Below are 15,516 nucleotides of genomic sequence, written 5' to 3'. Positions count from 1 at the left end.
GCTAGGAGAACGACCATGGGGAATCGGACCGAGAGCGGGCTGATCCGGGGGCTGAAGTGGGGTCGAAATCCCTTGGCGCTGGCGGTAGCGGCGGCAATGGCGGCATCACCTGTCTGGGCACAAGAGCAGCAGGGCGCTGATGAATTGCAGACCATCAAGGTGAATGCCGAGCAGTCGGACGATGTGTACGGTGGTGATGATTTTGGTTATGTAGGGCAGCGCAGCCTGACGGCAACTAAAACGGATACACCGGTAAAAGAAGCACCTCGTGCGGTTTCTATTGTTACCCGTGAACAGATGGATGATCGTGCTTCCGTCAGCATCGCAGATGCGCTGCAGTACACGCCCAGTATCCAGGCCAACTTCTATGGCGAAGATAACAAACAAGACTGGTTTGTTATTCGTGGCTTCAAACAGGCGAACAATGGTTTGTACCGTGATGGCACACGAGTTTATTCCTACGGCTTTTACAGCTGGCAGCTTGATCCTTTTGCCCAGGAGCGTGTAGAAATTATGCGTGGTCCGGCGTCTGTGTTGTACGGACAGACCCCTCCCGGCGGTGTGATCAATGTAATCAGTAAGCGTCCTCAGGATTATTCTTTTGGTTCCGTAACCGCGGAATACGGCAGTTATGACCGCAAGCAAATATCTGTTGATGTAGGTGGGGCGCCCTCTGAAGATGTGTCTTGGCGTGTTATTGCTTTGGGCCGGGAAAACGGCACCCAAGTGGACGACCTGGAAGCTGAGCGCACCATGCTGGCACCGTCTCTAAAACTGGGGCTAGGTGACCGAACTGAGCTGACGCTGTTGGCCTCCTATCAGAAAGATGACTCTGATCCGTACCTGCAGTTTCTGCCATCCAGCGGTACGATTTCTCCAAACCCCAATGGCAAGATTGACGATGATGTTGCCATTGGCAACCTGGATTACGAGAAGTTTGAGCGTACCCAGGTCTCGTTCGGTTATCAGCTGGATCATGCGTTTAATGATTCGACTAGTTTCCAGCAGAGTGCCCGCTACCAGCAGATTGATGTAGATCTGAAGCAAATGTACACATTGGGGTATATGCCGGGCAGTGGCGACTCGCAAGCAATTCGTGGCCTTACTGATGAAGACGGTGACGCCTACGGCGTTAACCTGGATAACCGTTTGATTCATACGTGGTCGATTAATAACGTCGAGCATACCTTGCTGGCAGGGCTTGATTATCAAAGCCTGCACATTGATGGCAAAAGTTTTGGTGATCCGTTGATGGGGTACGAGGCTGCGCCGGGGGTGTTTGCGCCTGCGACGTTGAACCCCTTTGACCCACAGTATCGCGATGCCAGTGAGCTGACCCCGGTTTCCTGTAATTTCAGCACTCTTGTGTGTACCGAAGTAACGGAGCGGCAGCGCACCACTATCGATGCGTATCAGGTGGGTGGTTACCTACAGGATCAGATGAAATTTGATAACCAACTGGTGCTGACCGTTGGGGCTCGTTTTGACCGCGCCAGTAGTGAGATCGAGAATAAATCCACGGGTGTTGAGCAGAACATCGACAACGATAAATGGACCGCCAACGCGGGCCTCGCGTGGTTGATAAATGATAACGTGACCGCGTACACCAGCTATTCGCAGTTTTTCCAGCCAATTCTCCAGCTGGATCAGAATGGCGAAGCAGCTAAGCCTCAGGAAGGCGATCAAATCGAAGTGGGTATCAAGTTCCAGCCGGAAGGCATGGACGGCTACTTCAACGCGGCGGCATTTAAGATTACCCAAGAAAACTTGGCTTCCGGTGCAGCGGGTACACCTGCCTTTAAGCAGATTGGTGAAGTGGAAAGTGAAGGGATTGAATTGGAAGCCGTTACCAATATCACCCCGAGCTTGAGCTTGTTAGCGAATGCGACCTGGATGAACCCGGAAATTGTTTCCGACAGCACCCCTGCTGAAGAAGGCAATCGCCCGGTGAATATTGCGGATACTCTGTACTCTGCCTGGGCTAAATACACCTTCTTGGATGGTCCGCTGAATGGCTTCGCCATTGGCTCCGGCGTGCGTTACGTCAGCGACACCTATGGCGATAATCTTGAAACGCTGAAAGTGCCATCCTATACCCTTTGGGATGCCACGGTGAGCTATCGCTACAAAGACTTCAAATTCCAAGTGGCGGCGAAAAATCTGGAAGACAAAGAGTATGTCGCTACCTGTGATTATTACTGCTGGTATGGCGACCGTCGCAGTGTGATCGGTAGCGTGACGTATGCGTGGTAATGCCCGCCACACCATTATGCTGCTGCCCAACGGGCAGCAGTTGGATGTGTTCGATCAGGAGCTGGCGCCGCAATGGCGGTGCCAGTGTAATGATCAAGATTGGCTGACCGTGGTGGTGGAAGACACCGCTGCCAGGGTTCAGCAGTCCACCGACGATCCGGCCCAATTATGTCGGGCCGCTTGGGCATTTTTTGTCTCGCATGCCGAGGTAAATGCCCTGCAATTCGAGAGCGGCTTTCATGCGGCCTTTATGGTTCATAGAGAGAACCAGGTAGCATGGTTTGAGCGTGACATGCTCTGGCAGCTGCCCGGTGACTGGCTACGACAAGGCGATTCCTTGCCATATCCGATCACTATGATCATGGATGAATCTGGCCGGCGTCACCCGCGACGCCGTCGTAAACCGGTGGGGGAAGTTTACCGCCGTTTTGATACCGATATTCAGGCATGGGTGTCCCTGCGCACGCTGGATATCGAAGAAGATCTGCACCGGTTCATGCGCTGGCAGAACAGTGAGCGCGTGGCCGCCTTCTGGGAACAGAGCGGGACGCTGGACGAGCATCGCGCCTACTTGGAGCGTCAGGCGAAAGAACCTCGGGTGCTTAACCTGATCGGGTGTATTGATAATGAACCCTTTGCTTATTTTGAAGCGTATTGGGCAAAGGAAGATCGCATCGCGCCCTACTACGATGCGCAAGATTTTGACCGCGGGATTCACATGTTGGTAGGTGAAGATCACCACCGTGGTCCGCATAAGGTTAAGGCATGGCTGAACGCGCTTTGCCATTACCTTTTTCTCGATGATTGTCGTACCACAAGGATTGTTTCCGAGCCCCGTTCGGATAACGACAAGATGATTCAACACCTTCAAGCCAGGCGATTTGCCAAGCCAAAGGAGTTTGATTTTCCGCACAAGCGCGCAGCCCTGATGGTGCTGCACCGTGACGCATTTTTTGAGCGTTGTGAGCTGAGCTGAAAATCTCGGTTCGGTTTTTTACCGAACCGCCATGGCGCGCTGCCCACCACTATCCGGCAGCAGGTGGCTGGCATATCGGTAATGCCCGATGTGTCGGTGTATGGATAACCCGGAAACCGTTCGGTTTCCGACACATTGAGGACATACCCCATGAGCGTTCATTCTCAAGAATATGACGTCGTTGGTATTGGATTCGGTCCGGCCAACTTGGCCATTGCTATTGCCCTAGATGAACACAAAGACCTGGATGGCTTGCGTTACTGTTTCCTGGAAAAGCAGCCCCGCTTTGAATGGCATGGGGGCATGCTGCTGGAAGGTACGCGCATGCAAGTGTCATTTCTGAAAGATTTGGCCACTTTGCGCAACCCGGCCAGCCGCTTCACCTTCGTCAATTATCTGCACGACAATAATCGTCTCGACTCTTTTATCAATATGGGCACCTTTTTCCCCACCCGTGTTGAGTACAACGATTACATGCGTTGGTCCGCCGATCAGTTTAAAGAGCATGTGCACTATGGCCAGGAAGTGATCGCTATTGAGCCGGTGGAACAGGGTGGCGAAGTGGAATGGGTGCGTGTTCGTTCACGGAATCCCGATGGCAGTGAGAACGAAATTTTTACCCGCAACTTGGTGATTGGTATCGGTGGGTACCCAAAAATTCCGGCTGTGTTCGCCGGCAAGATGGGTAACAACATGGTTCACTCTTCCCGCTACAAACATGAATACGAGCGTTTTGGTCGCCACGAGACACCGCGTATTGCAGTAATAGGGGCAGGCCAAAGTGCCGCGGAAATCTATCTGGACCTGATGGATCAGTACCCGGATGGCAAGATGGACCTGATCAGCCGCAGTCGTGCCCTGCACCCGGCGGATGACAGCGCTTTCGTGAACGAAATATTTGATCCTGGCTTCACGGATACTATTTACGCTCGCCCGGAAACGGAACGGCAGGATTTTCTCAAACGCTTTAGTCAAACCAACTACGCGGTAGTGGACTTAGCGGAAATTGAACAAATATACGAACGCCTTTATTTGCAGAAAGTGACAGGCAAGGTTCAGCACCGGTTTTTATCCAACCGAGATATCGTTGGTGTGCAGAACGATGGCACCCGTGTGCTGTTGACCCTACGTAACAAGGACACCGGCGTGGAACAGACCGAAGTCTACGATGGGGTGGTGCTGGCTACAGGCTATAACCGCAATGGGCATGAACAATTGCTGTCGCCCATGGCGCACTGGATGTCTGAGCAAGGGGTGGAGCGTTGTTATCGTTTGCCGATGGCGAAAGGCTGCCATGCCAATGTGTTCCTGCAGGGTTGTTGTGAGCAAACCCACGGTCTTAGCGATACCCTGTTGTCGATCCTGGCGGTGCGTTCCCAGGAGGTGGTGGACGCGCTGATAGAACGGCAGAGCCGGCCGATAGCCACGGCCTGCGCGAGTTGATGATTCCTGCTCTGGCCCCCTTGTTTCAAGGGGGCTTCTCTTCCTATGGTTCGTTGTTGCGGTTGGCCGAGCCGAATGATTCGGCCATCCCGTTAATGGACCTGTTTGATGCCCGGCGGTTACGACAGTCGCTATATCAATTTCGCCCTGATCTGGAGAGGGAAGATGAGCGGGCGCTGCTATCCATCTGGAGTAAGTATTATTTCTTGCGCCTGCTGCCCCCGGTGCTGGCCGCTAACCTGATTCTGCAACGTGCACTGCCGCTCGCAGTGGATGCTCTGGCGATAGAGCTGGATGAGCAAGGGCTGCCCGGCGCCTTTGTGTTGCCCAATGAGGGGCAGCTGCTGGTGCCCTCGGAGCACCCGCTTTCTCGGTTTGAGGGAATAATGCGAGACAATCTGCAGCCGGTGATTACGGCTTGGCAGCAGGCGCTGGGGTTGTCCCCTAGGGTGCTGTGGAGTAATGCTAGCCGTTATATTCACTGGTTTACGGGTGAACTGAAAGGCGCCGGCCTGCCAGAGATGCTGTGGTCGCCGGGGCTAGCATTGTTTGCTCAGCCTGCTTTTGAAAACGGTGAAAGGAACCCCTTTTTCGGAGCCTACCAGGACAGGATGAACGCCAATACTGGCACTCTGCTGACGGTGCGTCGCACCTGTTGTATCCGTTTTCGGCTACCGGATACCGCGTTGTGTGAAGACTGCCCACGGCTGTGCCGAAAAGGCATGACCTGAAGCGCACATCTGTTGTGCTTTTCCCCTAAGAAAAGTAAACCTCCTGCCCGTCGCCATATGACACATGATTTGCATGCCTTAGGCCACGCTCAGAGTTGAGCGGTTTTTTCAACACCGGCGTCTTAGCGGGGCAGGGCGATCCAGCTCAAAACACCTTGCTGGCGTTCGCGCCAACGAAACGGAATGATGGTGCCGGCCTTCCAATCCGCGGATAAGGTTTTCAGTAGCGTTAGTGAACGGGAGTCCCGGCGCGTTGCGTCGTGAAAATAAAACCGCTTGCCGGTGATCGGGTAGAGTGCCTTGAATAAACTTTCTTTGGCAGAAAAAATTAAGGTGATGCGGTTGGCACGCTGAATGTCCGATAACCCTTCTAATTGTTCCCGTTCTTCATGGGTCAGAAGTTCGCGGCATAGTCGTGCCGCTCGTTCTGCGCTGAGCCATTGCTCCGTGTCCAGCCCCACGGTTAGCCAATGGCGCGCGTCAGCGACCATGACTTCAGCGATACCCTGGCTATGGGTAATGCTGCCCAGGGTGCCTTCGGGCCATTGCGGGGCTCGATCGGCCCCCAGAGCAGGAATGCCGCTCACGCCAAGCATCGCCAGCGCTTCACGTGCGCACCAACGCCCAGCCAGATACTCGCTTCGGCGTTTCGCCACGGCGGTGCTCAGAGACGGGGGCAAGGGAATGTCTGCCTGAGCAAAACTATCGTCGCAAAGTCGTTCAGGAGCGTAGTGGCAGCCCACGCGCACCAGCCCGGTGGCGAGCTCTTCGCGATGAAGGTGAGTCAGGCATGAAGGGCGATGGAATAATGACATGATTAGCAGCTTTCCCGGTTGCCGGTACTATATCAGAGCTGCCCGGCAGCGAGGAATTTGATCCTCATTAGAATGCCACAACTGTTACACTGGCCACACTGCTTGCTCTGTATCTTGCTGTTTTTTCTTGCCACCTTTGCCACAGGCTACCTCCGTGACCGATTCTTCTTTTGCCTCCCTGCCGTTGACCCCAGAAATGCTCGCTAACCTGGACGCGCTGGGCTACGTCACCATGACCCCAGTACAAGCGCAAAGCCTGCCGTTATTGCTTAAAGGGCACGATGTGATTGCCCAGGCCAGTACCGGTAGCGGCAAGACGGCAGCCTTTGGGCTTGGCTTGCTGCACCCTTTGAACCCGCGCTATTACGGTTGCCAGGCGTTGGTGCTGTGCCCAACCCGGGAGTTGGCAGATCAAGTGGCCGTGGAAATTCGCCGGTTGGCCCGTGGTCCCGGCAATATCAAAGTACTCACCCTGTGTGGTGGGCAACCCATCGGCCCGCAGATCGGCTCACTGGAGCACGGTGCGCAGATTGTGGTTGGCACACCGGGGCGCGTTCTAAAACACTTGAGTAAGGGGACGCTGAGCTTGGACGGGCTGAATACGCTGGTATTGGATGAAGCCGATCGCATGCTCGATATGGGCTTTTACGACAGCATTGCGGAGGTGATTCGGCAGACGCCGCCACGCCGTCAAACCCTGCTGTTTTCCGCCACCTACCCGCCGGGAATCAAGCAGCTGGCAGAAACTTTCATGAGTAATCCCCAGCATGTAGAAGTGGAAACCCTGCACGATAATAGCCAGATCGAGCAGCGCTATTATGAAGTGGAGCCGTTCCAGCGCGAAGAGGCAGTGGCCAGCGCCATTGCCTGTTTCCGTCCAGTATCCTGCGTGGTGTTCTGTGTGACCAAGCAGCAATGCCAGGATGTAGTGAATCAGCTTTGTCGTCAGGGGCTGTCAGCCATGGTGCTCAACAGTGACCTGGAGCAGCGTGAGCGCGATGAGGTGCTCACGTTGTTTGCCAACCGCAGCTTATCGGTGCTGGTGGCCACGGATGTGGCGGCCCGGGGGCTGGATATTGATAACCTGGATATGGTCATCAATGCGGAGTTGTCCCACGAGCCGCAAACCCATATCCATCGTGTTGGCCGCACCGGCCGTGCCGGCGAAAAAGGGCTGGCTATTAATCTGGTAGCCCCCCGTGAATCCCGGCGCGCTATAGCTATTGAACAGTTGCAGGGCGCGCCTTTGAATTGGCATCCGCTCAATAGCCTTAAGCCTCGAGAGGGGGAGCCAATGCAGCCGCCTACCATCACCTTATGTATCGGTGCAGGCCGCAAAGACAAGCTGCGCCCCGGTGATATCCTCGGTGCGCTTACCGGTGATGCTGGCATTGCGGGTAATCAGGTGGGAAAAATTACCGTCACGGATTATCAGGCCTATGTGGCTATCGATCGTGAGAGTGCGGACTTGGCTCTCGAACGATTACTGAAAGGCAAAATCAAAGGAAAAAACCGGCGGGTGAAAAAGCTTTAATTACCAGGCTGAAAAATGGTGCGCTGTGGAACGCGGTGTTGCCGGCGAAGGCTTGCGTCCCTCCACTGGCGCGACCTCAGGAGTCTTTGCCTCCTGCGTGGCGTACATTGCCTACGGCAATTCGCTCTCGCATGCTTCAACCTCCCGTTGGGCGAAACTGGCCGTGAGCGCACCCGCGCAACGTTCTGGCCAAACGCAAATTGCGGCTAAAAGGGAATTGGACACCAATGAACAGCGAAGGGAAATGCCATATGGAGGGGTATAATATGGCGGAGCGGGATTACCACATTGATAAGCAAGGGTATCGGTGGCGGTTATCGCTGTTGGTCGACGGCCTAGAGCTCGGAAGGGGCGTGTTCGATGATCATGACTCCGCCTTGGCGGTGGGGTCGGTGTGGCTCAGTGATGACGAAGCTGATATCGAGACGGTCTTGGCGTCCGTCTCTTGATAGGTGCCCTGGATAGGTACTCGAGTCTCTACGGCCAGCTCTCTGGACTTGCGGCATTCCGTGATCGCTTCCTGCCAGCCATAGCCGTGATCCATGAGGATTATGGCGGCAATGGTGCCGGTGCGGCCAAAACCGCCCTCGCAGTGGATGAGAAATTTCTCCCCCCTCGATATAAGCCGTTCTTGATATCCGTCCGTATTGTTTCCCAATTCTCCGTCCAAGCATTATCCGGGGCCTGTTGATCGGGGATCGGCAGCTTCAGCCAGTGGAAGCGCTGAACAAATTCTTCTGGTAGGTTTGGGACTCCCAGTTCCTGGTATTCAAAGGGTTCCAGAAGGGAAATCACGGAGGTGGTCCCCGACTCTTCTATCGTGATCAGATCCAGCTCCATGTCCCTGTCCCAAACATCGGTCATTGCGGCTGCCTGCTTTTTGCCTGGGCAGGAGGCCAAGCCTGGTTCGCCATTACTCACCTGGATGATGCTGATCATCAGAAATGGAGCGAAACAGAGAGTTTTTGGGCATCCCCACAGGCCAATCCCAGTAGCGTCCCGACAAATCCATCTTGCAATGCGTCCATGTGTGCCCTCCAAATGGCTATCCGCACCCGATCAGGGTGTCGTGGCGTCTCCAAATACCCTTGTGAATAGGTGCTGCTCTGAGTGTTTGGCGGGCAGATAAAGCGCGGTGGGTCTGCCCCGTCCACCCTCGGGGACACCTTCGCCCACCTCTTCAAGTATCTCGGCATTGAGAATGCGCCGCCGGAAAGACTTTTTTTCCAGTTTGGCATCCATCAGTAGCTCGAATGCCTGCTGAAGCTGAGTCAGTGAAAACGGCTGTTTGAGAACGTGAACGGGTAGCACGGTGTAAGCGGTTTTGTTTTTTAGTCGCTCTCGAGCCAGCCTGAGTAATTCCGCATGGTCGAACGCCAGAGGCAACGTGTTGATTTTATCTATCGGCCACCAACGGGCATCTGCCACTGAATCGATGAACTCGGCAGTGGGGGCATGGGAAACCAGCGCCATATAGAGAGCAGTTACGGACCAGCCTCTTGGGTCACGGTGAGCATTGCCGACAGTGGCAACCTGCTCCAGCAGGGGCACATCAACGCCGGTTTTTTCTCGCAGCTTGCGTTTGGCTGTTCCGTGCAGATCTGTGTCTGATGACAGATCAATAAAGCCCCCCGGCAGAGCCCAGCGTCCCTTGTGAGGATGATCGCCGCGCTCCACCAGCAGTACCTGCAAAGTAGATTCATGCAGGGTGAACAGCGCGATATCCACCGTCATTAGCGGGCTGTCGTAATCCTTGGCGTTGTATTGGTCCAGGAACTGCGCTTCGGTAATATCGGAGGTCATGGCTGCCTTGCTATATAGTGGCTATTAGCCAATAATATGTAAGCAGGAGAGTTAACACAACCCTCTGCACGATGTAGAACCGGATGCGGGAAAGACCCGCTAACCCACTCACGGCAAGGAGCTTGCTGTATGCAACGCGAATTCAACTTCGCGGTCTTTATTGGCCGCTTTCAACCCTTTCACTCTGGTCACCTTCAGGTTGTACGTGCTGGCCTGGAGAAGGCGGACAGCCTGATTCTGCTGATCGGTTCCTCCTGGCAGGCCCGCAACCCTCGCAACCCCTGGTCCCACCAGGAACGTGAGCAAATGGTCCGCGCCAGCCTCAGCGCAGAGGACAATGAGCGGCTGCTGTGTCTGCCCTTGATGGATGTGCCCTATAACGATGAGGCCTGGGTGCGCAATGTGCAGAATACCGTGTCTGGAACGGTGACAGCACACTACACGACGCCACACAGGCCTGCCCGGATCGCCCTGATCGGCCACAAGAAAGACCAGACAGGTTTCTACCTGAACCTCTTCCCTCACTGGTCCAGTATCGGAGTCGATAATTACCGGGACATCAGCGCGACTCCTGTACGCGAACGGTTCTTCTCTGCCCAGCCAGAGCCACTAATCGCTTCCATGAAAGAGGCGGAAGTGCTTCCGGCAGAAGTGGCTGATTGGTTACGCGAGTTTGCCGCTGAAGATGACGGCTACCGGCAAATCTGTGAAGAGATCGCCTTTGTGAACAAGTACCGCTCAGCCTGGGAGGCTGCCCCCTATGCGCCGACGTTTGTAACGGTGGATGCGGTGGTGATTCAGTCTGGCCATGTGCTGCTGGTTGAGCGGCGGGCCAGCCCCGGTAAGGGGCTTTGGGCACTGCCAGGTGGTTTTGTGGATCCCCATGAGCGGTTGAAAGATGCCTGCCTCCGTGAGTTGCGCGAAGAGACGCGCCTCAAGATCCCGGCCCCGGTATTGAAGGGCTCGATTCGCCGCCAGGAAGTCTACGATGATCCCTACCGTTCGGCGCGGGGGCGCACCATCACCCACGCTTTCTATATCGAACTGGAGCCCAATGCGTCGCTGCCCAAGGTGAAGGGTGGCGACGATGCCCGTCAGGCGCGCTGGGTGCCACTGGGTGAAATTGACCCAAGAAACCTCTTCGAGGACCACTACTTCATTATTCAGGATCTGCTGGGAGCAGCGTAAGGAGCGGCTTTCAGCCATATACAGAAAAGCGTTGACTTATATAGTGGCTATAAGCCAATATTCATTCACCGGGACGGCAAAATGCCAGAACGGGGCAGCGGATCGCTGCAGAGGGTGCTGGATAGACCGGCACCGACAATCACAGACCGGAGGAACTCCGTCATGCGTAACCTGATTCTCAACACCGATTCCTACAAAATGTCCCACTTCGCTCAGTACCCGCAGGGTGCCGAGTATGTCTCCAGCTACATCGAATCCCGCGGTGGCGTTTACCCCGAGACTGTTTTCTTCGGTCTTCAGGCCTTCGTGAAGGAATATCTGACCCGTCCAATCTCCCTGGCGGACATTGATGAAGCTGATGCGGTTTGCACCGTACATGGTGTCCCATTCAACCGTGAAGGTTGGGAATACATCTTCAATGAGTACCAAGGCTACCTGCCGCTGGAGATTGAGGCTGCGCCGGAAGGTGCCGTGATCCCAACCGGTAATGTCATGGTGCAGGTCACCAATACCGACCCGAATTGCGCCTGGTTGACCAGCTACATTGAGACCGCATTGCTGAGAGCAGTGTGGTACCCGACTACGGTGGCCACAGTCTCTCGCGCTTGCCGAGACGTCATTACCCGCTACATGGAAGAAACGGCTGAAAGCCTCGATGGCTTGCCTTTCAAACTCCACGATTTCGGCGCTCGCGGCGCCAGCTCTGAGGAAGCCGCTGCGTTGGGTGGAGCGGCTCACTTGGTGAACTTCATGGGCACTGACACTCTGTCCGGCATCATGGCCGCACGTCGTTATTACAATGCCGACATGGCGGGCTTCTCCATTCCTGCCGCCGAGCACAGCACGATTACCAGCTGGGGCCGCGATGGCGAAATTGCCGCCTACGCCAACATGATCCAGCAGTTTGGCGGCGAAGGCCGTTTGGTAGCTGTCGTCAGTGACTCCTATGACTTCTGGAATGCCATCGACAACATCTGGGGCGACGAGCTCAAGGAACAGGTCCAGCAGTTCGGCGGCACCTTGGTGGTCCGACCGGATTCTGGTGAGCCGGTCGAGGTGGTTCCGGAAGCTATTGAGCGCTTGATGGCCAAATTTGGGTATGAAACCAATAGCAAGGGGTACCGGGTGCTGCCTGCCTGTGTCCGCCTGATCCAGGGTGATGGCATCTGTGTTCGCTCTATCGACGCCATTCTTGCAGCCATGAAAGCGCGGGGCTTGAGTGCAGACAATGTGGCCTTCGGCATGGGCGGTGAGCTGCTTCAGAAGATCAACCGTGACACCCAGAAGTTTGCCATGAAGGCCTCCGCTATCTGCATCAACGGGGGATGGCGTGATGTCTACAAGGATCCCATCACGGATCCTGGCAAGCGCTCAAAGCGAGGTCGCCTCGCGCTCATCAATGACGAGCAGGGCTACCGAACCGTCCGCGAGGATGCATTGGGAGACCAGCGTAACGCCTTGGTGAAAGTATTCCGTAACGGTGACATGCTGGTGGATTGGACCTTTGATGAAGTGCGCGAGCGCGCCGCAAATAACTAACACAGGGGAAGTGAGATGTTGAGTTTTCGTTATTTCAAGGCAGACCCGACGACCTACGTTCTGCAGTACCGCAAGGGGGCGATCAAGCGCCAAGGCGTAGGTTTGTCGTTCTTCTACTTCGAGCCGAGTACCGCCTTGGTTGCGATTCCGGTAGCGAGCCAGGAAGCCGCCTACATGATGAAGGAATCGACGGCAGACTTTCAGGAAGTGACATTGCAAGGCCAGGTGGTCTTCAGAGTCAACGAGCCTCAGCGGTTGGCGGGAATGATGAACTATACGCTGTCATCGGATGGAAAGGACTACCAGAGCAAAGACCCGGAAAAGCTGGCGGACCGAATTCTCAATCTGGTTCAAGTGATGTTGAGAGCCGAGGTTCAGGCGTTGACCTTGCGTGACGCTCTGGCTGCCTCGAAGCCTCTGGTTCAGTCCGTTGGTGAACAGCTCCGGCAATCCGATCTGTTGGCCAATCTGGGGATTCAGGTCGTGGACTTTGCTATCCAGGCAATCCGCCCGGCACCGGAAACGGCCAGGGCGCTGGAGGCCGCAGCCCGTGAGGCCATGCTGCAGGAAGCGGACGAAGCCGTCTATTCGCGGCGCAATGCGGCGATTGAGCAGGAAAGATCCATCAAGGAAAGCGAACTCAAGACCGAATTGGCGGTAGAGGCCCGCAAGAGGGAAATCCGTGAAAGCCAGATTGAAGCCGACCGGTCGGTAAAGGAAAAGGAGCGGCAGATTCGCCGCGAGCAAATGGATGCCGATGTGGTGCTGGAAGAAGCGCGCCAGCAACTTGTCGATTTGGCCACCGCCAACGAGCGGAAACAGGGCGAAGCCAAGGCGTATGTCATGGAGAAGATGATGGATGCCTTTTCGAAGCTTGATCCTGCTTTTGTTGAAGCCATGGCGGCTTCTGGCATGGAGCCCGATCGGATTATTGCCCAGGCTTTCAAAGGGTTGGCAAGCAATGCAGGCAAGATTGGGCAGCTCAATATCAGCCCTGACTTACTGAATAGCTTGATGGGCAGGGGAAGGAGCGCATGAAGCGCCTGAGTGAGCGAAAGATTGTGCTCATCCATCGGGAAACCCGGCTGGATGGTCTGGTGAGAAGCCACAATACCCGTGAACAAGCCCGGTTTTATGTGACGAGTCGTAACGGTGAATTCGCAGAATACGAGCAGGAAGACCGGTTGCTTAAGGCCTCCTTGGAGGTGCTGGTAGGGATTTTTAAAGCATTTGGCCGTGTCCAGCTTTTGGAGCGGGAATTTCTGCCTAACTTCCTGTTTGGGCCAGAGGATATTGTCGTGGTTGCGGGACAGGATGGTTTGGTAGCCAACACACTGAAGTATCTGAATGGACAGGCGGTATTGGCAATCAATCCTGCGCCGTCATTGTTCGATGGGCAATTGTTGCCATTCCAGGTCGCTGATGCTGAAGAGATCATTGCAGCGGTTCTCAGAAATGATACCCGTTACAAATCGATTTCCATGGCAGAAGCAACATTCAATGATGGGCAAAAGCTGCTGGCCGTGAATGATCTCTATATCGGGCCCAGGCTCCCTGTTTCTGCTCGATACGAGATTGCCTATGCTGGAAGGAAAGAACTTCAATCTTCGTCTGGGGTGCTCGTCTCAACGGGGCTGGGGTCAACGGGTTGGCTTCGCTCGGTATTGACCGGGGCATCAACAATTTCTGGTGGGTCGGAGCGCCAAGAAATACTGGAAAATGGTATCGCATGGGATACCGATGAACTGGTATTCAGTGTCAGGGAGCCGTTTCCGTCTCAGATGACGGGAACGGACATTGTGTTCGGAAAGATTGAGCGGAAAGAGTGCCTGACGCTCACATCCCGTATGGCTGATGGGGGTGTTCTATTCTCAGATGGCGTTATTGGGGATGCTATCGAATTCAACTCGGGGATGGCTGTAGAGATTAGGCTGGCCCAGCAGGCTGGGAATTTGATTGTGTAGATTGTCAGGATATGTGATACGCCTCTAGGCATAGTCAGGATAAAGATTAAGGTAAGTTGGAACTAAAAATAATGCATGCTGTGGTTTGTCGTTATTTTCCGGCTAAGCACTATAGACGAAAGGAACTCGGTGTTTTTCTTCAACAAACCTGACTTTTTTAGGTCAACAAATAGAAAATTTAAAAGCCCTGATTTTTAGTGGGTTACACCGATCCAATCCTTATGTTGCCTGCCGACATACAGTAGTTGGTAGTAATCAATTTTTTTGAGTGAATTCTCAGACTGATATTGTGAACACCGTAAGCGGTCCCGTCGTATTGATGCGTAGCGCGTAGCGCGTAGCGCGTGGCTCTGAAGGCGATGGCGAATCGCCTGTTTAGGCAGAGTAGACGCTCAGCAAGAAGCTGGGCGATACAAGGGTTTCTAATGAGCAAGGGGGGAAGTCGGCTTCTTAAAGGTGCGCAGTTTGATGCGTGAATTTGGGTTGATCTGCAAGTAGCCCAGGGCACATGGTTACAAGCAGGCGACGGTGGAACGGCCGGATATCCCTCCTCTGGATCGAGAGCTTGCCGTGGCGCAGCCGAATCAGGTGCGGTGTGGAGATATTGCCTATACCTGGACGTAGCAGTACTGGAGCTATTTAGCAGTGGTGTTTCGATCTCTACGCCCGCAGAGTTGAGAGTTGGGCCGCGTCAAGCGGTGTTTTTGGCGCTGCTGGCTGCAGCAAGGCATGAGCCGGCGGGGCAATTGCTGGGAAAATGCACCGATACAAAGGCTATTCCGGAGCTTCAAGTCAGAGAGGGTGCCTGCAATGGGCTGCCACGTCTTGCCTGAGGCAAAGAAAGATATCGGTGATTACCTCATGGGTGCTACAACCAGCACAGATTCCACGTCTTCAACGGTGACCTCGCTCCCCCTGTGGCTGAAGAAAAACGGAAACCACTGTCCGGACTCATTAGATCACCACACAGTACACAGGTGTTGTCTACTGCCGGCTTGTCGGTCGGTCATTGCCTAGACTGAGAGCCAGAAACCCATCTTTCCACTCAAAGTTCGCTTCTTTCATGAAAAAGGGTTTGACTCCCGGAGCGAACTCTCTAGAATGCGCACTCCTCGACGGGGCAACGACGCGAAGCAGCGCGGCGCCACGGGTGAGACGCTCTTTAACAATCAGGCAAGCAAACGTGTGGGACCTGTTCGGGATGGGATCTTTAAGAGATTTCAGTTCTGAACGAGTCAACAAAGTTTTTGTTAATTCAGATGATGAACTG

At 54.7% G+C, this 15,516-nt stretch carries 15 protein-coding genes; 10 read left to right on the top strand and 5 right to left on the bottom strand.

What is annotated here, in order from left to right:
* Nucleotides 1-15 precede the first annotated feature (15 nt).
* The 4 genes from ABNH10_RS00645 (at nt 16) to fhuF (ending at nt 5,403) form a co-directional block, all read left to right on the top strand.
* Nucleotides 16-2,253, top strand: a complete 2,238-nt coding sequence (locus tag ABNH10_RS00645; protein WP_349384282.1) for a TonB-dependent siderophore receptor — start codon at nt 16-18, stop codon at nt 2,251-2,253.
* Entirely contained in the window at nt 2,243-3,229 is a 987-nt protein-coding gene (locus tag ABNH10_RS00640; RefSeq protein ID WP_349384281.1) for a GNAT family N-acetyltransferase, read from the top strand. The genes ABNH10_RS00645 and ABNH10_RS00640 overlap by 11 nt, the downstream gene beginning before the upstream one ends.
* A 150-nt stretch (nt 3,230-3,379) precedes the next feature.
* The gene (locus ABNH10_RS00635; RefSeq protein ID WP_011589367.1) at nt 3,380-4,672 is read left to right on the top strand and encodes a lysine N(6)-hydroxylase/L-ornithine N(5)-oxygenase family protein; all 1,293 of its coding nucleotides are present in this window, start codon (nt 3,380-3,382) and stop codon (nt 4,670-4,672) included.
* Nucleotides 4,672-5,403 carry a siderophore-iron reductase FhuF gene (fhuF, locus tag ABNH10_RS00630; RefSeq protein ID WP_349384280.1) on the top strand — a complete coding sequence of 244 codons (732 nt, stop codon included), beginning with the start codon at nt 4,672-4,674 and terminating at the stop codon, nt 5,401-5,403. Before ABNH10_RS00635 ends, fhuF begins: the two co-directional genes overlap by 1 nt.
* 122 nt (nt 5,404-5,525) lie before the next feature.
* On the opposite strand, the gene ABNH10_RS00625 is transcribed toward fhuF, so the two are convergent.
* Nucleotides 5,526-6,218: a 4'-phosphopantetheinyl transferase family protein gene (locus ABNH10_RS00625; RefSeq protein WP_288368432.1), complete on the bottom strand. Its 693-nt coding sequence runs from the start codon at nt 6,216-6,218 to the stop codon at nt 5,526-5,528.
* A gap of 154 nt (nt 6,219-6,372) precedes the next feature.
* Here ABNH10_RS00625 and dbpA point away from each other — a divergent pair, with 154 nt between their 5' ends.
* Nucleotides 6,373-7,752 carry an ATP-dependent RNA helicase DbpA gene (dbpA, locus tag ABNH10_RS00620; protein WP_011589364.1) on the top strand — a complete coding sequence of 460 codons (1,380 nt, stop codon included), beginning with the start codon at nt 6,373-6,375 and terminating at the stop codon, nt 7,750-7,752.
* A gap of 251 nt (nt 7,753-8,003) precedes the next feature.
* Entirely contained in the window at nt 8,004-8,201 is a 198-nt protein-coding gene (locus tag ABNH10_RS00615; RefSeq protein ID WP_349384279.1) for a hypothetical protein, read from the top strand.
* Here ABNH10_RS00615 and ABNH10_RS16230 read toward each other — a convergent pair.
* The 3 genes from ABNH10_RS16230 to ABNH10_RS00605 form a co-directional block, all read right to left on the bottom strand.
* Nucleotides 8,117-8,410, bottom strand: coding sequence for a protein-tyrosine phosphatase family protein (locus ABNH10_RS16230; RefSeq protein WP_502877104.1), 294 nt, complete (start codon nt 8,408-8,410; stop codon nt 8,117-8,119). The genes ABNH10_RS00615 and ABNH10_RS16230 overlap by 85 nt on opposite strands.
* On the bottom strand, nt 8,302-8,616 hold the full coding sequence (locus ABNH10_RS00610; protein WP_349384278.1) for a protein-tyrosine phosphatase family protein: 315 nt from the start codon (nt 8,614-8,616) through the stop codon (nt 8,302-8,304). Before ABNH10_RS00610 ends, ABNH10_RS16230 begins: the two co-directional genes overlap by 109 nt.
* A 195-nt stretch (nt 8,617-8,811) precedes the next feature.
* Nucleotides 8,812-9,555 carry an NUDIX hydrolase gene (locus ABNH10_RS00605; RefSeq protein ID WP_349384277.1) on the bottom strand — a complete coding sequence of 248 codons (744 nt, stop codon included), beginning with the start codon at nt 9,553-9,555 and terminating at the stop codon, nt 8,812-8,814.
* A 129-nt stretch (nt 9,556-9,684) separates the two neighbouring features.
* Here ABNH10_RS00605 and ABNH10_RS00600 point away from each other — a divergent pair, with 129 nt between their 5' ends.
* The 4 genes from ABNH10_RS00600 to ABNH10_RS00585 all read left to right on the top strand — a co-directional run bounded on the left by ABNH10_RS00600 (nt 9,685) and on the right by ABNH10_RS00585 (nt 14,246).
* A complete protein-coding gene (locus ABNH10_RS00600) occupies nt 9,685-10,743 on the top strand; it encodes a bifunctional nicotinamide-nucleotide adenylyltransferase/Nudix hydroxylase (protein WP_349384276.1) in 1,059 nt (352 codons plus the stop codon).
* A gap of 162 nt (nt 10,744-10,905) precedes the next feature.
* A complete protein-coding gene (locus tag ABNH10_RS00595; protein ID WP_349384275.1) occupies nt 10,906-12,282 on the top strand; it encodes a nicotinate phosphoribosyltransferase in 1,377 nt (458 codons plus the stop codon).
* 15 nt (nt 12,283-12,297) lie between these two features.
* Nucleotides 12,298-13,320: an SPFH domain-containing protein gene (locus ABNH10_RS00590; RefSeq protein WP_349384274.1), complete on the top strand. Its 1,023-nt coding sequence runs from the start codon at nt 12,298-12,300 to the stop codon at nt 13,318-13,320.
* Nucleotides 13,317-14,246 carry a diacylglycerol kinase catalytic domain-containing protein gene (locus ABNH10_RS00585; RefSeq protein WP_349384273.1) on the top strand — a complete coding sequence of 310 codons (930 nt, stop codon included), beginning with the start codon at nt 13,317-13,319 and terminating at the stop codon, nt 14,244-14,246. Before ABNH10_RS00590 ends, ABNH10_RS00585 begins: the two co-directional genes overlap by 4 nt.
* Nucleotides 14,247-15,230: 984 nt before the next feature.
* Here the strand turns inward: ABNH10_RS00585 and ABNH10_RS00580 are convergent.
* Nucleotides 15,231-15,516, bottom strand: a 286-nt coding sequence (locus tag ABNH10_RS00580) for a hypothetical protein (RefSeq protein WP_349384272.1), incomplete at its 5' end; no start/stop codon positions are given.

This window comes from Alcanivorax sp., assembly GCF_040119285.1.
In the GTDB taxonomy this organism is placed as follows: domain Bacteria; phylum Pseudomonadota; class Gammaproteobacteria; order Pseudomonadales; family Alcanivoracaceae; genus Alcanivorax.
This window is presented reverse-complemented; position numbering and strand designations above follow the sequence as displayed.